The following is an 18,292-nucleotide window of genomic DNA, read 5'->3' as shown; positions in this document are numbered from 1 at the left end:
TGTCACAGCGCCATCAGAACACGACTTTGTAAACCGGTTCCGAAGGCAACCCAATAAATTGGTTACCCCATTTGAAAAGAGGCTGCGCGCGTGAGCGGGCAGCCTCTTTCGGGCGACAGTTGAAAAACCGTCTTACTGTTGCTTGGCAGCAGCCAGTTGCGCGGCAACTTCTTCAGCGAAGTTGTCTTCTTTCTTCTCGATGCCTTCACCTACCGCGAAGCGGGTGAACGAAACGATTTCTGCGCCGCCTTTCTTGGCCAGGGCACCTACGGTGACTTCTGGATCCTTGACGAAAGCTTGCTCAACCAGGCTGGCTTCGGCCAGGAACTTGCTGATACGGCCACCGATCATTTTTTCAACGATTTCGGCTGGCTTGCCTTTCATCTTGTCTTCGTTCAGCTGCAGGAACACGGCTTTTTCGCGCTCGATGGCTTCAGCGGAAACTTGCGATGGCAGCAGGAACTCAGGGTTGCTTGCAGCCACGTGCATGGCGATGTCCTTGGCCAGTTCCACGGAACCGCCTTTCAGGACAACCGCAACACCGATCTTGTTACCGTGCAGGTAAGTACCGACCACGTCACCTTCAACGCGAGCCAGACGACGGATGTTGACGTTCTCGCCAGTCTTGCCAACCAGGACCAGACGATCGGCTTCTTGAGCTTCGATCAGCGGAGCGGCATCGGTCAGCTTGTCAGCGAAAGCTTTCTCCACGCTGGCAGCGACGAATGCCTTGAAGTCGTCCTGCAGAGCCAGGAAGTCGGTCTGCGAGTTGACTTCCAGCAGAACGGCGGCTTTACCGTCGTCCTTGATGGCAATGGCGCCTTCAGCAGCGATGTTGCCTGCTTTCTTGGCAGCCTTGATGGCGCCCGAAGCACGCATGTCATCAATGGCTTTCTCGATGTCGCCGCCAGCCTTGGTCAAGGCTTTCTTGCAGTCCATCATGCCTTCGCCGGTACGCTCGCGCAGTTCTTTAACCAACGCTGCAGTAATCTCTGCCATTTTCAAATTCCTCTTGGATAGGTTTTCAACCATTCCACCCGACTCAACGGGCGATCAATTCTTGAGCTGCGCTCTCGAAAACCCTTGATAGCCGCCACACATGACAAGAACTGCAGGGGCGCCATCGGTAAATGATTTCCGAGGTGGCAAAAAGGGGGCCTAGCCCCCTTTTTGCGTACTGAGTAAACGCTAAGCGTCAGTTACTCAGGCTTCAGCTGCCGGCGCTGGAGCGTCTTCAGCGAATACTTCGGTGCCGCCAGCAACGTTGTTGCGGCCACGGATCACGGCATCAGCCATCGAACCCATGTACAGCTGGATGGCGCGAATGGCGTCATCGTTGCCTGGGATGATGTAGTCAACGCCTTCCGGGCTGCTGTTGGTATCGACAACGCCGATGACCGGGATGCCCAGCTTGTTGGCTTCGGTGATCGCGATGCGCTCGTGGTCAACGTCGATCACGAACAGTGCGTCAGGCAGACCGCCCATGTCCTTGATACCACCCAGGCTACGATCCAGCTTTTCCAGATCGCGAGTGCGCATCAGCGCCTCTTTCTTGGTCAGCTTGGCGAAGGTACCGTCTTCCGACTGAACTTCCAGGTCACGCAGACGCTTGATGGAAGCACGGATGGTCTTGTAGTTGGTCAGCATGCCGCCCAACCAGCGGTGATCGACGTACGGCGAACCGCAACGTGCTGCTTCTTCAGCAACGATCTTGCCAGCGGAACGCTTGGTGCCGACGAACAGAATCTTGTTTTTGCCCTGGGCCAGACGCTCTACGAAAGTCAGAGCTTCGTTGAACATTGGCAGGGTTTTTTCAAGGTTGATGATGTGAATCTTGTTACGCGCGCCGAAAATGTACTTGCCCATTTTCGGATTCCAGTAACGGGTTTGGTGACCGAAGTGCACACCGGCCTTCAGCATATCGCGCATGTTGACTTGGGACATGATAGTTCCTTAATAAGTCGGGTTAGGCCTCCACGTATCCCAATGACCAACCAACAGCTTGTGCTGAGGGCACCCAGGTCATCGTGTCGACACGTGTGTGGGTTTAGGCTTTTCGGGGCATCCCCGGAAAGCGGCGCATTTTATACCACAAGAAGGCTAAAAACGGAACCCGGATTCTCATTTCCCCTGGAGGGCTTTTTTGCTCCCCCCTTGGAATCGGGCCAGAATGCTCCACTGTTATAGAAAGAAGCGACGCACAGAGCCTCAGATTTGCCCCGGGGCTCTGTTAGAATCGCACCTTTGAGGCTTTTGAAAGCGCGGCGACCCCACAACGGGTTCAGCCTTCGATGCACCGTTTTCAAGCCATTCCGTGTTTATCCGCGCCACTGAGCGTCAAGAGAGCCTGTATGACCGTCACCCTCAAAACTCCCGAGGACATCGCAAAAATGCGTGTCGCCGGCAAACTGGCCGCCGAAGTGCTGGAAATGATTGCCGAGCATGTCAAACCCGGCGTGACCACCGAAGAGCTGGACCGCATCTGCCACGACTACATCGTCAATGTGCAGCATGCGATTCCCGCGCCATTGAATTACAAGGGTTTCCCCAAGTCCATCTGCACCTCGATCAACCACGTGGTGTGCCACGGCATCCCGAACGAGAAGCCGCTGAAGGATGGCGACACCCTGAACATCGATGTCACCGTCATCAAGGACGGCTACCACGGCGATACCAGCCGCATGTTCCACGTCGGCACCGTGCCGGTCTGGGCCGAGCGCCTGTCGCAGATCACCCAGGAATGCATGTACAAGGCCATCGAACTGGTCAAGCCGGGCTGCCGCCTGGGCGACATCGGCGAAGTCATCCAGAAACACGCTGAAAAGAACGGTTTCTCGGTGGTGCGCGAGTTCTGCGGCCACGGTATCGGCAAGGTGTTCCACGAAGAGCCGCAGATCCTGCACTACGGCCGCGCCGGCACCGGCATGGAACTGAAAGCTGGCATGACCTTCACCATCGAGCCGATGATCAACCAGGGCAAGGCCGACACCAAGGTGCTGGGCGACGGCTGGACCGCGATCACCAAGGACCGCAAGCTCTCCGCGCAGTGGGAACACACCCTGCTGGTGACCGAGACCGGCTACGAGATCTTCACCCTGCGCAGCGATGACACCATCGCGCGCGTCTCGGCCTGATCCACGCAGCTGCGCCCTGACCTATAGATAGAAAGGAAAGCCAATCGATGCCGCAGGTGGATCCCGAATTGTTCGACCGCGGCCAGTTCCAGGCGGAACTGGCCCTGAAGGCAAGCCCTATCGCTGCCTTCAAGAAAGCCATTCGTCAGGCACGTGAAGTGCTCGACGAGCGCTTTCGCAGCGGACGGGATATCCGCCGGCTCATCGAGGACCGCGCCTGGTTCGTCGATAACATCCTGCAAAAGGCCTGGGACCAGTTCGACTGGAGCGACGACGCCGACATCGCCCTGGTGGCGGTCGGCGGCTACGGTCGCGGCGAGCTGCACCCCTACTCCGACATCGACCTGCTGATCCTGCTGGACAGCGCCGACCACGAGATTTTCCGCGACTCCATCGAACGCTTCCTGACCCTGCTCTGGGACATCGGCCTGGAAGTCGGGCAAAGCGTGCGCTCGGTGGAAGAATGCGCCGAAGAGGCCCGCGCCGACCTGACGGTGGTTACCAACCTGATGGAAAGCCGCACCATCTGCGGCCCCGAACGCCTGCGCCAGCGCATGCTCGACGTCACCAGCACGGCGCACATGTGGCCGAGCAAGGACTTCTTCCTGGCCAAGCGCGCCGAACAGAAAGCCCGGCACCACAAGTACAACGATACCGAATACAACCTGGAACCCAACGTCAAAGGCTCGCCCGGCGGCCTGCGGGACATCCAGACCATCCTCTGGGTCGCCCGTCGCCAGTACGGCACGCTGAACCTGCGGGCCCTGGCCGGCGAAGGTTTCCTGGTGGAAAGCGAGAACGCGCTGCTGGCCTCGTCCCAGGAGTTCCTGTGGAAAGTCCGCTACGCCCTGCACATGCTCGCCGGGCGTGCCGAAGACCGCCTGCTGTTCGATCACCAGCGCTCGATCGCCAAGCTGCTGGGGTTCGAGGGCAACGATGCCAAGCAGGCCATCGAAAGCTTCATGCAGCAGTACTACCGGGTGGTGATGAGCATCGCCCAGCTCAGCGACCTGATCATCCAGCATTTCGAGGAAGTCATCCTCGCCCCGGAAGACGAAGCGCCGCCGCAGCCGATCAACTCGCGCTTCCAGTTGCACGACGGCTACATCGAGGCGATCAACGCCAACGTGTTCCGCCGTACGCCGTTCGCCATGCTGGAAATCTTCGTGCTCATGGCCCAGCACCCGGAGATCAAGGGCGTACGCGCCGACACCATTCGCCTGCTGCGCGAAAATCGCCACCTGATCGACGACGATTTCCGCCACGACATTCGCAATACCAGCCTGTTCATCGAGCTGTTCAAGTGCGAGATCGGCATCCACCGCAACCTGCGGCGGATGAATCGCTACGGCATTCTCGGGCGTTATCTGCCGGAGTTCGGCCATATCGTCGGGCAGATGCAGCATGACCTGTTCCACATCTATACGGTCGACGCCCACACCCTGAACCTGATCAAACACCTGCGCAAACTGCAGTACACCCAGGTTTCGGAGAAATTCCCGCTGGCCAGCAAGCTCATGGCCAAGCTGCCCAAGCCCGAGTTGATCTACCTGGCCGGGCTCTACCACGACATCGGCAAGGGCCGGCACGGTGACCACTCGGATATCGGCGCCGTGGACGCGGAAGCCTTCTGCATCCGCCACCAGTTGCCGCTGTGGGACACGCGCCTGATCGTCTGGCTGGTGCAGAACCATCTGGTGATGTCGACCACCGCCCAGCGCAAGGACCTGTCCGACCCGCAAGTCATCCATGACTTCGCCCAGGTCGTGGTCGACCAGACCCGCCTGGACTATCTCTACGTGCTGACGGTTTCCGACATCAACGCGACCAACCCGACGCTGTGGAACTCATGGCGCGCCAGCCTGTTGCGCCAGCTCTACACCGAGACCAAGCGCGCCCTGCGCCGCGGCCTGGAAAACCCGGTGGACCGCGAAGAGCAGATCCGCCAGACGCAAAGCGCGGCCCTGGACATTCTGGTCCGCGCCGGCACCGACCCGGACGACGTCGAGCAGCTCTGGGCGCAACTGGGTGACGACTACTTCCTGCGCCACACCGCCGGCGATGTGGCCTGGCACAGCGATGCGATCCTCCAGCAGCCAGCCGACGACGGCCCGCTGGTGCTGATCAAGGAAACCACCCAGCGCGAATTCGAGGGTGGCACGCAGATCTTCATCTACGCCCCGGACCAGCACGACTTCTTCGCTGTGACCGTGGCCGCGATGGACCAGTTGAACCTGAACATCCATGACGCCCGGATCATCACCTCGAGCAGCCAGTTCACCCTCGACACCTATATCGTGCTCGACAACGACGGCGGCTCGATCGGCAACAACCCGCAACGCGTCAAACAGATCCGCGACGGCCTTACCGAGGCCCTGCGCAATCCTGACGACTACCCGACCATCATCCAGCGTCGAGTACCGCGTCAGCTCAAGCACTTCGCGTTCCCGCCGCAAGTGACTATCCACAACGACGCCCAGCGCCCGGTCACCGTGCTCGAACTGAGCGCTCCCGATCGCCCCGGCCTGCTGGCGCGCATCGGCAAGATCTTCCTGGAGTTCGACCTGTCGCTGCAAAACGCCAAGATCGCCACCCTGGGCGAGCGCGTGGAAGACGTGTTCTTCATTACCGACGCGCACAACCAGCAACTGTCCGATCCCCAGCTGTGCAGCCGACTGCAGGACGCCATCGTCGAACAGCTGAGCGTCAGCCAAGAACCGCCTACCGCCTTGACGCGCCTGAGCTTCTGACCACGCGCCACGACCCGCTTTGAGTGAGACACCGCCCCGATGAACAACGCTCTGAACCAGCTGCAGCCCTACCCGTTCGAGAAACTCCGCGCCCTGCTCGGCGGCGTCCAACCCAACCCGGCCAAGCGCCCTATCGCACTGTCCATCGGCGAACCCAAGCACCGCTCGCCGAGTTTTGTCGCCGAGGCCCTGGCCAATAACCTCGACCAGATGGCCGTGTATCCGACGACCCTGGGGCTTCCAGCCCTGCGCGAAGCCATCGCCAGCTGGTGCGAACGGCGTTTTGGCGTGCCCGACGGCTGGATAGACCCGGCGCGCAATGTGCTGCCGGTCAACGGCACCCGCGAGGCGCTGTTCGCCTTCACCCAGACCGTGGTCAACCGTGGCGACGACGCACTGGTGGTCAGCCCGAACCCCTTCTATCAGATCTACGAAGGCGCGGCCTTCCTCGCCGGCGCCAAGCCGCACTACCTGCCGTGCCTGGATGAAAACGGCTTCAATCCGGACTTCGACGCGGTACCGGCCGAGATCTGGCAGCGTTGCCAGATCCTGTTCCTGTGCTCGCCGGGCAACCCGACCGGCGCGCTGATCCCGATCGAAACCCTGAAGAAACTCATCGCCCTGGCCGACCAGTACGATTTCGTGATCGCCGCCGACGAGTGCTACAGCGAGCTGTACTTCGACGAGCAAACGCCGCCACCCGGCCTGCTCAGTGCCTGCGCCGAGCTGGGACGCCAGGACTTCAAGCGTTGCGTGGTGTTCCACAGCCTGTCCAAGCGCTCCAACCTGCCGGGCCTGCGCTCCGGCTTCGTCGCCGGCGACGCCGAGATCCTCAAGGGCTTCCTGCTGTACCGCACCTACCATGGCTGCGCCATGCCGGTTCAGACCCAGCTGGCCAGCATCGCCGCCTGGAACGACGAAGTGCATGTGCGCGCCAACCGCGCGCTGTATCGCGAGAAGTTCGATGCGGTGCTGGAGATCCTGGCGCCGGTACTCGACGTGCAGCGCCCGGACGGCAGCTTCTACCTGTGGCCGAACGTGGCGGGCGACGACACAGCGTTCTGCCGCGACCTGTACGAACAGGAACATGTGACCGTAGTGCCGGGCTCCTACCTGTCACGCGACGTCGACGGCAGCAACCCGGGAGCCGGTCGGGTGCGCATGGCCCTGGTGGCGCCATTGGCCGAATGCGTGGAAGCCGCCGAGCGGATCCGCGATTTCGTGTTGCGCCGCCAGTAACTCCCCCCCTGTAGGAGCGAGGCTTGCCCGCGATAGAAACGACGCCGTACAACTGATACACCGCGTTATCGTTCATCGCGAGCAAGCTTCGCTCCTACAAGCAGACCGACGTTATTTCACCTGCCCCAGATTGGCCTCGCTGAGGTCCAGCTCGCCCAATACCTCGCGCAACACGTCGTCGCCGATCTGGTGCTGGCGGCTCAACCGATACAACTCCAGCCGCTGCGCCCGCAGCGCCTTCAAACGCAATTTGCGCTCCAGCAAGTCCATCTGAAACGCCAGCGCCTGGGCCTCGGCGGAATCGTTGAACACCTCCAGTTGATGGCGATACTCCGACATCAGCCGCCCCTTGAGTTCGGTGGCCAGCGCCGCCTGGGCCGCATCCGGCGAGCTGGCCCCATCGGCCACTTCCTCGGCCTCCAGGGCATGGATCGCCGCCTCGGCGGTTTTGCGCCAGGCGTCACGCACTTCGGCATGCCGCTTCTCATCAGGACTCTTCTGGATGCCCCGCAGTAACAGCGGCAAGGCGATACAGGCGGCCACCAGCGACAGCAGGATCACCCCGGCGGCAATGAAGATCAGCAGGTCGCGCTCGGGAAAAGCCTCGCCCGCTCCCAGCAACAGCGGCACCGACATGACGCCCGCCAGGGTCACCGCCCCGCGTACCCCGCCCACCGTCAGCAACCAGCAGGAGCGCGCGGTCGGCACCAGGGTCAGTTCGCCCTTGCCACGCCAGCGGCGCAACAGGCCGGACAGGCGCCAGATGCTTTGCACCCAGATGAACCGCAGCACCAGCAATACCAGGAAGATCGCTCCCACATCCAGGCAGCGATAGAACAGGGTCGGCCACAAGGTGGTTTCGTGGCTGACCACGGCCTTGATGATGTCCGGCAGTTGCAGGCCCAACAGCAGAAAGATCAGGCCGTTGAAGGCGAACTCCAGCAGCGACCAGACGCTGCGGTTGAGCAAGCGCGTGCTGGTCTGCCGGGGCAACAGATCGAGCCAGCTCTGCATCATCCCCGCCGCCACCGCCGAGAGGATGCCCGAGGCTCCCAGGCGCTCGGCCAGCACGTAGGCGGCGAACGGCAGCAACAGCATGAACACCACATGGGTCGCCGGGTCGTCCCAGCCGCGGGCGATCATCCAGGCTCGCAAGCGCCCCACCAGCCAGCTCAGGGCCACGCCGACCGCCAGGCCGCCGACGGCCACCAGGACAAAAGTCAGGCTGGCATTGGCCAGGGAAAACACCCCGGTCACGGCCGCCGCCAGGGCGAACTTGAAGGTCACCAGGCCGGAGGCGTCGTTCATCAGCGCCTCCCCCTGCAGCATGTGCATCAAGGGCGTCGGCAGGCGGTTCTGGGAAATCGCCGAGACCGCCACGGCGTCGGTCGGCGACAAGACAGCCGCGAGGGCGAAGGCGACCGGCAAGGGAATGGTCGGCAGCAACCAGTGAATGAAATAACCGGCCCCCACCACGGTGAACAGCACCAGGCCCACGGCCAGGGTCAGGATCGGCCCGCGCAGGCGCCACAGCTCGCGCTTGGGCATGCGCCAGCCATCGGAGAACAGCAGCGGCGGCAGGAACAGAAACAGAAACAATTCCGGGTCCAGGGCCACGTGCAGCCCCAGGGTGGGCCAGGCCAGCAACGCCCCGGCGGCGATCTGCAGCAGCGGCAACGGCAACGGAATCACCCGTCCGACCAGCCGCGAGAGACTCACCAGCATCAGCAGGATAAGGACGGTATAAGCGGTTTGCATAAAGCGGTTTTCCCAATCGATCAGCAGCGGACTTCAGGCAACAGGTTACCGTCGAAGTGCCATATTAGCCGCTTAAGCTGGGGCCTCGCCGCTGCACAAAAGTCGCAAGCGGCCCATGCCGCTGTCACACAAAGCTACAAAGCCGGGCCTTCGCCGACGCCGAACCGGCGCGGGCATGGCATAATCCGTGACCTTTAACTCCAGCATCTCAAAAGGGGGCAATTCCTTGACCGCTTCAAGCAAAACGTTGCACCTTTTCGGCATCAAAGCCTGCGACACCATGAAAAAGGCGCGCACCTGGCTCGATGAACACGCTGTCAGCTATGACTTCCATGACTACAAAGCGGCCGGAATCGACCGCGAACACCTGGCCCAGTGGTGCAACGAGCACGGCTGGCAGGTGGTGCTGAACCGTGCGGGCACGACCTTTCGCAAACTCGACGACGAACGCAAAGCCGATCTCGACCAGGCGAAAGCGATCGAACTGATGCTCGCGCAACCCTCGATGATCAAGCGCCCGGTGCTCGATCTCGGCGACCGAACCCTGATTGGCTTCAAGCCCGATATCTACGCGGCAGAAATCAAATAACGCCTGCCCGCTCAATTTTGTAAGAGGTAACAGCATGTCCACTACCCTGTTCAGCCTGGCCTTTGGTGTCGGCACTCAAAACCGTCAAGGCGCATGGCTGGAAGTGTTTTACGCCGCGCCCCTGCTCAAGCCGTCCGCGGAAATCGTTGCCGCCATCGCCCCGGTGCTGGGTTACAGCGAAGGCAACCAGGCCATCACCTTCACCACCACTCAGGCCGCAGAGCTGGCCGACGCCCTGAAAAGCATCGACGCCACCCAGGCCGCGCTGCTGACCCGCCTGGCCGAGAGCCACAAGCCGCTGGTCGCCACCCTGCTGGCCGAAGACGCCCAGTTGACCTCCACCCCGGAGGCCTACCTGAAGCTGCACCTGCTGTCCCACCGCCTGGTCAAGCCGCACGGCCTGAACCTGGCCGGGATCTTCCCGTTGCTGCCGAACGTGGCCTGGACCAACCAGGGCGCGGTGGACCTCGGCGAACTGGCCGAGCGTCAGCTGGAAGCCCGCCTGCGCGGCGAGCTGCTGGAAGTGTTCTCGGTGGACAAGTTCCCGAAAATGACCGACTACGTGGTACCGGCCGGCGTGCGCATCGCTGACGCCGCGCGTATCCGCCTGGGCGCCTATGTCGGCGAAGGCACCACCGTGATGCACGAAGGCTTCGTCAACTTCAACGCCGGCACCGAAGGCCCGGGCATGATCGAAGGCCGGGTGTCCGCTGGCGTATTCGTCGGCAAGGGTTCGGACCTGGGCGGCGGTTGCTCGACCATGGGCACCCTGTCGGGCGGCGGCAATATCGTGATCAAGGTCGGCGAAGGCTGCCTGATCGGCGCCAACGCCGGTATCGGTATCCCGCTGGGCGACCGCAACACCGTGGAATCGGGCCTGTACGTGACCGCCGGGACCAAGGTGGCGCTGCTGGACGAGAACAACCAGCTGGTCAAGGTGGTCAAGGCCCGCGAACTGGCCGGCCAGCCTGACCTGCTGTTCCGTCGAAATTCGGAGACCGGTGCCGTGGAGTGCAAGACCCACAAATCGGCCATCGAACTGAACGCAGCGCTGCACGCTCACAACTAAGCGTCACGCACCTCTACCTGCAGGAGCGAGGCTGGCCCGCAAAGCTTTGGGCTGCCTCGAGGCCCCCTTGGCGGGCAGCCTCGCTCCTACCGGTTACAGGTCCGGCGTATACCCGCCCATGTTCACCAGGGCCCGATAGCATGATGATTCCTTCTCTCTGGCGTGCCGACTTCCCGGCCATCGCCGCCCTGCAACGGCAGGACCAGACCTATCTGGACAACGCCGCCACCACGCAAAAACCCCAAGCCCTGCTGGACGCCCTGGCGCACTACTACGCCAATGGCGCGGCCAATGTGCATCGCGCGCAGCACCTGCCCGGCGCTCACGCCACCCAGGCGTTCGAGAACAGCCGACACAAGGTGGCGCAGTGGCTGAACAGCGGTGACAGCGGGCAGATCATCTTTACCCACGGCGCGACCTCCGCGCTGAACCTCCTGGCCTATGGCCTGGAACACCAATTCAACCCGGGCGACGAAATCGTCATCAGCGCCCTGGAGCATCACGCCAACCTGCTGCCCTGGCAGCAACTGGCGCACCGCCGCGGCCTCAACCTGGTGGTCCTGCCGCTGGACGACGACGGCCTGATCGATCTCGACGCTGCGGCACGCCTGATCGGCCCGCGCACCCGGCTGCTGGCCGTCAGCCAGCTGTCCAACGTGCTCGGTGCCTGGCAGCCCCTGCCGCAGCTGCTGGCCCTGGCCAAGGCGCACGCCGCCCTGACCGTGGTCGACGGCGCCCAGGGCGTGGTCCACGGCCGCCACGATGTGCAGGCGCTGGGCTGCGATTTCTATGTGTTCTCCAGCCACAAGCTCTACGGCCCGGACGGCGTCGGCGTGCTGTACGGGCGCACCGAGGCGCTGCAAGGCCTGCGTCACTGGCAGTTTGGTGGCGAGATGGTCCAGCAGGCCGAATACCAGCACGCCAGCTTCCGCCCCGCCCCGCTGGGTTTCGAAGCCGGTACCCCGCCAATCGCCAGCGTGATTGGCCTGGGCGCGACCCTGGATTACCTCAGCGGTCTCGACCAGGACGCTGTCAGCGCCCATGAAGCCGCGTTGCACGACTACCTGCTGCACGGCCTGCTGGCCCGCAAAGGCCTGCGCCTGTTGGGCAAGCCGCAGCTGGCGCTGGTCAGCTTCGTGGTCGATGGCGTGCACAACGCCGACCTGGCTCACCTGCTGACCGAACAGGGCATCGCCGTGCGCGCCGGGCATCACTGCGCTATGCCGCTGCTGAAAAGCTTCGGTCTGGCCGGGGCGACCCGCGTATCCCTGGCGCTGTACAACGACTCCGAGGACCTGGAGCGCTTTTTCGAGGCCCTCGATCAGGCCCTGGAGCTGTTGCGATGAGCCTGCCCGCCGAGGCCCTGGCCGCCCTCGACAGCTTTCAGGGCGCTCCCGGTTGGGAACAGCGCGCACGCTTGCTGATGCAATGGGGCGAACGCCTGGCACCGCTGAGCGACGCCGACAAGGTCGAGGCCAATCGGGTGCATGGCTGTGAAAGCCAGGTCTGGCTGGTGGGCACCTTGCAGGACGGTCACTGGCAGTTCGCCGCCAGCAGCGATGCACGCCTGATCCGTGGCTTGGTGGCCCTGCTGCTGGCGCGGGTCAACGGCTTGTCCGCCGAGGAACTGCAACGGGTGGACTTGCCGGACTGGTTCATTCAGCTGGGCCTGTCGCGCCAGTTGTCGCCGTCGCGCAGCAATGGGCTGAACGCGGTATTGCAGCGGATGCGCGAGCTGGCTGGCAACTACTGATCCAATCGCGATCTACCCGACCCGAATCTCTGTAGCCGCTGCCGCAGGCTGCGATCGGCTCCGCAGGAGACGTGCTCTTGAGGCCCCCGGAAGCCCCTTCGGGCCTTATCGCAGCCTGCGGCAGCGGCTACAGGAATCTATTGCGTCAGATGGGTTTGACTCTGTCCGCCGGGCGCCGCACGCCAGCCACCAGCTTGTCCACCGCCTTGGTCGCCGCGACCATGCCGAAAGTCGCGGTGACCATCATCACCGCGCCAAAACCGCCGGCGCAGTCGAGCTTCACGCCATCGCCGACAAAGCTCTTCTGCAGGCAGATGCTGCCGTCCGGTTTCGGGTAGCGCAGCTGTTCGGTGGAAAACACGCAAGGCACGCTGTAGTGACGGGTCACGGTGCGGGAAAACCCGTAGTCGCGCCGCAGGGTCGAGCGCACTTTCGAGGCCAGCGGGTCGTTGAAGGTGCGGTTCAGGTCGCAGACCTGGATCAGCGTCGGGTCGATCTGCCCGCCCGCGCCGCCGGTGGTGATGATCTGGATCTTGCGCCGTTTGCACCAGGCGATCAGCGCCGCCTTGGCGTTGACGCTGTCGATGCAGTCGATCACGCAGTCGATGTTCGGCGTGATGTATTCGGCCATGGTCTCGCGGGTGACGAAGTCCGCCACCGCATGCACGGTGCAGGCCGGATTGATCCCGCGCAGGCGCTCGGCCATGACCTCGACCTTGGCTTTGCCGACCGTGCTGTCGAGGGCGTGCAGCTGCCGATTGCTGTTGCTGACGCAGACGTCGTCCAGGTCGAACAGCGAGATCTCGCCCACACCGCAACGGGCAATGGCTTCCGCCGCCCAGGAGCCGACCCCGCCGACCCCGACGATCGCCACATGGGCGGCGCGCAAGCGTTCCAGCCCCTCGATGCCATACAACCGGGCGACGCCAGCAAACCGCGGATCTTCTGTACTCATGACCATTACCCCAAAAACCGGCGCGCATTATAGGGCCGATGCCCGCCAAGAGCATCTTTGCCCTATGAATGGCAGTCGGGGCTGCTTTAATGAGGGAACAATCTGAAAATTTCGTCGCCGAGAACTTAAATCAAGTTGAATTGCCCAACCTGCGGCTTTCCCCTGTGCGCTGTACGCTCAGCCGAAGGCCAGTGTAGGATGCGCGCCGCTTGGCGCATGCCGACCGTTCCCCCGTTCCACACCCTTTGGAACCCGAAATAGCTATGTCATCGCGTAAATTTGGACTCAACCTGGTGGTGGTTCTGGCAATCGCCGCCCTGTTCACCGGCTTCTGGGCACTGGTCAACCGCCCGGTTTCCGCCCCCAATTGGCCTGCACAAATCTCCGGCTTTTCCTACTCGCCTTTCCAGCTGGGCCAGTTCCCGCAGAAAGACCAGTTCCCGACCGACGACGAAATGCGTCGCGACCTGGAGATCATGAGCAAGCTGACCGACAACATTCGGACCTACTCGGTCGACGGCACGCTGGAGAACATCCCCAAGCTGGCGGAAGAGTTCGGCCTGCGCGTGACCCTCGGGATCTGGATCAGCCCGGACCTGGAGCGCAACGAGCGTGAAATCACCCGCGCCATCGACATCGCCAACAACTCGCGCAGCGTGGTGCGCGTGGTGGTCGGTAACGAAGCGATCTTCCGCAAGGAAATCACCGCCGACCAGTTGAGCGTCCTGCTCGATCGCGTGCGGGCCGCGGTCAAGGTGCCGGTCACCACTTCCGAGCAGTGGCACGTCTGGAAAGAACACCCGGAACTGGCCCAGCACGCCGACCTGATCGCCGCCCACGTCCTGCCCTACTGGGAGTCCATCCCAATGGACAAGGCCGGGCAGTTCGTCCTCGACCGCGCCCGCGACCTGAAACAGATGTTCCCGAAAAAACCGCTGCTGCTGTCCGAGGTGGGCTGGCCGAGCAACGGCCGCATGCGTGGCGGCGCCGACGCCAGCCCGGCGGACCAGGCGATCTACCTGCGTAACCTGGTCAACAAGCTCAACCGCCAGGGCTACAACTACTTCGTGATCGAAGCCTTCGACCAGCCGTGGAAGGCCAGCGACGAAGGCTCGGTAGGCGCCTACTGGGGCGTGTTCAACGCCGCGCGCCAGCAGAAATTCAACTTCGAAGGCCCGGTGGTGGCGATCCCGCAATGGCGCGTGCTGGCCATCGGCTCGGTGGTCCTGGCGCTGCTGTCCCTGACCCTGCTGATGATCGACGGCTCGGCCCTGCGCCAGCGCGGGCGGACCTTCCTGACCTTCATCGCCTTCCTCTGCGGCTCGGTGCTGGTGTGGATCGGCTACGACTACAGCCAGCAATACAGCACCTGGTTCAGCCTGACGGTGGGCTTCCTGCTCGCCCTGGGTGCACTCGGGGTGTTCATCGTGTTGCTCACCGAGGCCCATGAACTGGCCGAGGCGGTCTGGGTGCACAAGCGCCGGCGCGAGTTCCTGCCGGTCGAAGGCGACTCCAGCTACCGGCCGAAAGTCTCGATCCATGTGCCGTGCTACAACGAGCCGCCGGAAATGGTCAAACAGACCCTCAATGCCCTGGCCAACCTCGATTATCCGGACTTCGAAGTCCTGATCATCGACAACAACACCAAGGACCCGGCGGTCTGGGAGCCGGTGCAGGCCTATTGCGAAACCCTCGGCCCGCGCTTCAAGTTCTTCCACGTCGCGCCCCTGGCCGGTTTCAAGGGCGGCGCGCTGAACTACCTGATCCCGCACACCGCCAAGGACGCCGAAGTGATCGCGGTGATCGACTCGGACTACTGCGTCGATCGCAACTGGCTCAAGCACATGGTGCCGCACTTCGCCGACCCGAAAATCGCCGTGGTGCAATCGCCGCAGGATTACCGCGACCAGAACGAAAGCACCTTCAAGAAACTCTGCTACGCGGAATACAAAGGCTTCTTCCATATCGGCATGGTCACCCGCAACGACCGTGACGCGATCATCCAGCACGGCACCATGACCATGACCCGCCGTTCGGTCCTGGAAGAACTGGGCTGGGCCGACTGGTGCATCTGCGAAGACGCCGAGCTGGGCCTGCGGGTGTTCGAGAAAGGCCTGTCGGCGGCGTACTACCACGAAAGCTATGGCAAGGGCCTGATGCCGGATACCTTCATCGACTTCAAGAAACAGCGTTTCCGCTGGGCCTATGGGGCGATCCAGATCATCAAGCGCCATACAGCCAGCCTGCTGCGCGGCAAGGACACCGAGCTGACCCGTGGCCAGCGCTACCACTTCCTCGCGGGCTGGCTGCCGTGGGTGGCGGACGGCATGAATATCTTCTTCACCCTCGGCGCCCTGCTCTGGTCGGCGGCGATGATCATCGTGCCGCAGCGCGTCGATCCGCCGTTGCTGATCTTCGCGATCCCGCCCCTGGCGCTGTTCGTGTTCAAGGTCGGCAAGATCATCTTCCTCTACCGCCGGGCGGTCGGGGTCAACCTCAAGGACGCGTTCTGCGCGGCCGTGGCGGGCCTGGCGTTGTCCCACACCATCGCCAAGGCGGTGCTGTACGGCTTCTTCACCAGTAGCATTCCGTTCTTCCGCACGCCGAAGAACGCCGACAACCACGGCTTCTGGATGGCGATCTCGGAAGCCCGGGAAGAGCTGTTCATCATGCTGCTGTTGTGGGGCGCGGCGCTGGGCATCTACCTGGTGCAGGGCGGCCTGCCGAGCAACGACATGCGCTTCTGGGTGACCATGCTGCTGGTGCAGTCGCTGCCGTATGTGGCGGCACTGGTCATGGCCTTCCTGTCGTCGCTGCCAAAACCGCTTGCCGAAAGCGCACCGGTGGCGGCCGCATAAATCGCGGCAAAGCACTAAACGGCGGCCTCTGGCCGCCGTTTTGCTTTAAGATATCCGCCATTTTGCGCGCCTTGCCCCATTACCGTAGGAGCGAGGCTTGCCTGCGATAGCCACGACGCGGTTTGCCTGAGACACCCCAGGTTTTCCATCGCGGGCAAGCCTCGCGCCTACACATAACGCCTTGCACCGGAGTTTCCCCATGACGGCCCACGCCGACCTTTCGCCGACCCTGCAACTCGCCTGTGACCTGATCCGCCGCCCGTCGGTGACGCCGGTCGACGCCGACTGCCAGAAGCTGATGATGCAGCGCCTGGGCGATGCCGGCTTCAAGCTGGAGCCGATGCGCATCGAGGATGTGGATAACTTCTGGGCCAGCCACGGCAAGCACGAAGGCCCGGTGCTGTGTTTCGCCGGCCATACCGACGTGGTGCCCACCGGCCCGGTGCAGGCCTGGCAGAACGACCCGTTCGACGCGTTGATCGACGAGCACGGCATGCTCTGCGGGCGCGGCGCGGCGGACATGAAAGGCAGCCTCGCGGCGATGCTGGTGGCGGCCGAGCGGTTTGTCGCCGACTACCCGGACCACAAAGGCTCGGTGGCCTTCCTGATCACCAGCGACGAAGAAGGCCCGGCCCACCACGGCACCAAGGCGGTGGTCGAGCGCCTGGCGGCGCGTAAGGAGCGCCTGGACTGGTGCATCGTCGGCGAACCGTCGAGCACCAGCCTGGTCGGTGACGTGGTCAAGAACGGCCGTCGCGGCTCCCTCGGCGCCAAACTCACGGTGCGCGGCGTGCAGGGCCACGTGGCCTACCCGCACCTGGCCAAGAACCCGATCCACCTGGCCGCCCCGGCCCTGGCCGAACTGGCCGCGGAGCATTGGGACGACGGCAATGCCTTCTTCCCGCCCACCAGCTTCCAGATTTCCAACCTGAATTCCGGTACCGGCGCGACCAATGTGATCCCCGGCGAGCTGGTGGCGGTGTTCAACTTCCGCTTCTCCACCGAATCCACGGTCGAAGGCCTGCAACAGCGCGTGGCCACCATCCTCGACAAGCACGGCCTGGACTGGCATGTGGAGTGGGCGCTGTCGGGCCTGCCGTTCCTCACCGAGCCGGGCGCCCTGCTCGACGCGGTGTCGGCCAGCATCAAGGACGTCACCGGCCGCGAGACCAAGGCCTCCACCAGCGGCGGCACCTCCGACGGGCGCTTCATCGCCACCCTCGGCACCCAGGTGGTCGAGCTGGGCCCGGTCAACGCCACCATCCACCAGGTCAACGAGCGCGTGCTGGCCAGCGACCTCGACGTGCTGACCGAAATCTACTACCAGACCCTGATCAAGTTGCTCGCCTGATGCTTGCCTGCCCTATCTGCGCGGCGCCCCTGAGCGCCGTCGACAACGGTGTCGTATGCCCGGCCGGGCACCGCTTCGACCGCGCCCGCCAGGGTTACCTGAACCTGCTGCCGGTGCAGCACAAGAACAGCCGTGACCCGGGCGACAACCAGGCCATGGTCGAAGCCCGCCGCGACTTTCTCAATGCCGGCCATTACGCCCCGGTGGCCAGGCGCCTGGCCGAACTGGCCGCCGAGCGCGCCCCGCAGCGCTGGGTCGATATCGGTTGCGGCGAGGGTTACTACACCGCCCAGATCGCCGAAGCCCTGCCCCAGGCGGACGGTTATGCCCTGGACATCTCCCGGGAAGCGGTCAAGCGCGCCTGCCGCCGTGCCCCGCAGTTGACCTGGTTGATCGCCAGCATGGCCCGGGTGCCCCTGGCCGATGCCAGTTGCCAGTTCCTCGCCAGTGTCTTCAGCCCGCTGGACTGGCAGGAAGCCAAGCGCCTGCTCAGCCCTGGCGGCGGACTGATGAAGGTCGGACCGACCAGCGGCCACCTGATGGAATTGCGCGAGCGCCTGTACGACGAGGTCCGCGAATACACCGACGACAAACACCTGGCGCTGGTGCCCGCGGGCATGGCGCTGCAACACAGTGAAACCCTGGACTTCAAGCTGACGCTGAGCAATCCGCAGGATCGCGCCAACCTGCTGGCCATGACGCCCCACGGCTGGCGCGCCAGTGCCGAACGCCGGGCCAGCGTGATCGAGCAGGCCGAGCCCTTCGAGGTCAGCGTGTCGATGCGCTACGATTACTTCGTGCTGCAATAACCCATTAATCCACGGCCTCGAGCAGCG

14 protein-coding genes are annotated in these 18,292 nt (G+C 63.4%); 10 read left to right on the top strand and 4 right to left on the bottom strand.

The genetic code is table 11. From position 1 onward, the window contains the following. Window positions 1-132: 132 nt before the first annotated feature. A complete protein-coding gene (gene tsf, locus AC3RCP_RS06995; protein ID WP_007924077.1) occupies window positions 133-999 on the bottom strand; it encodes a translation elongation factor Ts in 867 nt (288 codons plus the stop codon). A 204-nt stretch (window positions 1,000-1,203) separates the two neighbouring features. Further along, entirely contained in the window at window positions 1,204-1,944 is a 741-nt protein-coding gene (gene rpsB, locus AC3RCP_RS06990) for a 30S ribosomal protein S2 (RefSeq protein WP_007924078.1), read from the bottom strand. 407 nt (window positions 1,945-2,351) lie between these two features. On the opposite strand from rpsB, the gene map reads away from it, so the two are divergent. Genes map through dapC form a run of 3 tightly spaced genes read left to right on the top strand, consistent with a single transcriptional unit; the run spans window position 2,352 to window position 7,123 of the window. After that, a complete protein-coding gene (gene map, locus AC3RCP_RS06985) occupies window positions 2,352-3,134 on the top strand; it encodes a type I methionyl aminopeptidase (protein WP_009042382.1) in 783 nt (260 codons plus the stop codon). Window positions 3,135-3,181: 47 nt separating this feature from the next. Then, on the top strand, window positions 3,182-5,884 hold the full coding sequence (locus tag AC3RCP_RS06980; protein WP_492569388.1) for a [protein-PII] uridylyltransferase: 2,703 nt from the start codon (window positions 3,182-3,184) through the stop codon (window positions 5,882-5,884). Window positions 5,885-5,923: 39 nt separating this feature from the next. Beyond that, complete coding sequence (gene dapC, locus AC3RCP_RS06975; protein WP_101336958.1) at window positions 5,924-7,123, top strand: succinyldiaminopimelate transaminase; 1,200 nt, start codon at window positions 5,924-5,926, stop codon at window positions 7,121-7,123. Window positions 7,124-7,234: 111 nt separating this feature from the next. Here dapC and AC3RCP_RS06970 read toward each other — a convergent pair whose 3' ends face one another. Continuing rightward, the gene (locus tag AC3RCP_RS06970; RefSeq protein ID WP_087091377.1) at window positions 7,235-8,881 is read right to left on the bottom strand and encodes a Na+/H+ antiporter; all 1,647 of its coding nucleotides are present in this window, start codon (window positions 8,879-8,881) and stop codon (window positions 7,235-7,237) included. A 280-nt stretch (window positions 8,882-9,161) separates the two neighbouring features. Between AC3RCP_RS06970 and AC3RCP_RS06965 the strand changes: the two genes are divergently transcribed. From AC3RCP_RS06965 to AC3RCP_RS06950, 4 genes are all read left to right on the top strand, one after another. Continuing rightward, complete coding sequence (locus tag AC3RCP_RS06965; protein ID WP_238437447.1) at window positions 9,162-9,470, top strand: arsenate reductase; 309 nt, start codon at window positions 9,162-9,164, stop codon at window positions 9,468-9,470. Window positions 9,471-9,504: 34 nt separating this feature from the next. Continuing rightward, entirely contained in the window at window positions 9,505-10,539 is a 1,035-nt protein-coding gene (dapD, locus tag AC3RCP_RS06960; protein WP_007924084.1) for a 2,3,4,5-tetrahydropyridine-2,6-dicarboxylate N-succinyltransferase, read from the top strand. A gap of 140 nt (window positions 10,540-10,679) precedes the next feature. Continuing rightward, window positions 10,680-11,885, top strand: a complete 1,206-nt coding sequence (locus AC3RCP_RS06955; protein ID WP_492569386.1) for an aminotransferase class V-fold PLP-dependent enzyme — start codon at window positions 10,680-10,682, stop codon at window positions 11,883-11,885. Then, window positions 11,882-12,292, top strand: coding sequence for a SufE family protein (locus AC3RCP_RS06950; protein ID WP_101336956.1), 411 nt, complete (start codon window positions 11,882-11,884; stop codon window positions 12,290-12,292). The genes AC3RCP_RS06955 and AC3RCP_RS06950 overlap by 4 nt, the downstream gene beginning before the upstream one ends. A gap of 145 nt (window positions 12,293-12,437) precedes the next feature. Here the strand turns inward: AC3RCP_RS06950 and tcdA are convergent, their stop codons facing one another. Continuing rightward, complete coding sequence (gene tcdA, locus AC3RCP_RS06945; protein ID WP_009042375.1) at window positions 12,438-13,247, bottom strand: tRNA cyclic N6-threonylcarbamoyladenosine(37) synthase TcdA; 810 nt, start codon at window positions 13,245-13,247, stop codon at window positions 12,438-12,440. A 263-nt stretch (window positions 13,248-13,510) separates the two neighbouring features. Here tcdA and AC3RCP_RS06940 point away from each other — a divergent pair, with 263 nt between their 5' ends. The 3 genes from AC3RCP_RS06940 to AC3RCP_RS06930 all read left to right on the top strand — a co-directional run bounded on the left by AC3RCP_RS06940 (window position 13,511) and on the right by AC3RCP_RS06930 (window position 18,265). Beyond that, entirely contained in the window at window positions 13,511-16,105 is a 2,595-nt protein-coding gene (locus AC3RCP_RS06940) for a glycosyltransferase (RefSeq protein WP_101336954.1), read from the top strand. Between the two features lie 199 nt (window positions 16,106-16,304). Next, window positions 16,305-17,456 (top strand): succinyl-diaminopimelate desuccinylase, encoded by a 1,152-nt coding sequence (gene dapE / locus AC3RCP_RS06935; RefSeq protein WP_053259788.1) that lies wholly within the window; start codon window positions 16,305-16,307, stop codon window positions 17,454-17,456. Continuing rightward, window positions 17,456-18,265, top strand: a complete 810-nt coding sequence (locus tag AC3RCP_RS06930) for a putative RNA methyltransferase (protein WP_007927919.1) — start codon at window positions 17,456-17,458, stop codon at window positions 18,263-18,265. The genes dapE and AC3RCP_RS06930 overlap by 1 nt, the downstream gene beginning before the upstream one ends. Window positions 18,266-18,292: the final 27 nt, after the last annotated feature.

The sequence above is a fragment of the Pseudomonas sp. GW822-FHT05A08 genome (assembly GCF_058800485.1).
This window is presented reverse-complemented; position numbering and strand designations above follow the sequence as displayed.

Bases quoted from the DNA above. Each gene is read 5' to 3' on its own strand.
- AC3RCP_RS06965 (WP_238437447.1), top strand. From the start codon at position 9,162: ATGAAAAAGGCGCGCACCTGGCTCGATGAACACGCTGTCAGCTATGAC.
- dapD (WP_007924084.1), top strand. From the start codon at position 9,505: ATGTCCACTACCCTGTTCAGCCTGGCCTTTGGTGTCGGCACTCAAAAC.
- map (WP_009042382.1), top strand. From the start codon at position 2,352: ATGACCGTCACCCTCAAAACTCCCGAGGACATCGCAAAAATGCGTGTC.
- AC3RCP_RS06970 (WP_087091377.1), bottom strand. From the start codon at position 8,881: ATGCAAACCGCTTATACCGTCCTTATCCTGCTGATGCTGGTGAGTCTC.
- AC3RCP_RS06930 (WP_007927919.1), top strand. From the start codon at position 17,456: ATGCTTGCCTGCCCTATCTGCGCGGCGCCCCTGAGCGCCGTCGACAAC.
- AC3RCP_RS06950 (WP_101336956.1), top strand. From the start codon at position 11,882: ATGAGCCTGCCCGCCGAGGCCCTGGCCGCCCTCGACAGCTTTCAGGGC.
- tcdA (WP_009042375.1), bottom strand. From the start codon at position 13,247: ATGAGTACAGAAGATCCGCGGTTTGCTGGCGTCGCCCGGTTGTATGGC.
- rpsB (WP_007924078.1), bottom strand. From the start codon at position 1,944: ATGTCCCAAGTCAACATGCGCGATATGCTGAAGGCCGGTGTGCACTTC.
- dapC (WP_101336958.1), top strand. From the start codon at position 5,924: ATGAACAACGCTCTGAACCAGCTGCAGCCCTACCCGTTCGAGAAACTC.
- AC3RCP_RS06980 (WP_492569388.1), top strand. From the start codon at position 3,182: ATGCCGCAGGTGGATCCCGAATTGTTCGACCGCGGCCAGTTCCAGGCG.
- AC3RCP_RS06940 (WP_101336954.1), top strand. From the start codon at position 13,511: ATGTCATCGCGTAAATTTGGACTCAACCTGGTGGTGGTTCTGGCAATC.
- AC3RCP_RS06955 (WP_492569386.1), top strand. From the start codon at position 10,680: ATGATGATTCCTTCTCTCTGGCGTGCCGACTTCCCGGCCATCGCCGCC.
- tsf (WP_007924077.1), bottom strand. From the start codon at position 999: ATGGCAGAGATTACTGCAGCGTTGGTTAAAGAACTGCGCGAGCGTACC.
- dapE (WP_053259788.1), top strand. From the start codon at position 16,305: ATGACGGCCCACGCCGACCTTTCGCCGACCCTGCAACTCGCCTGTGAC.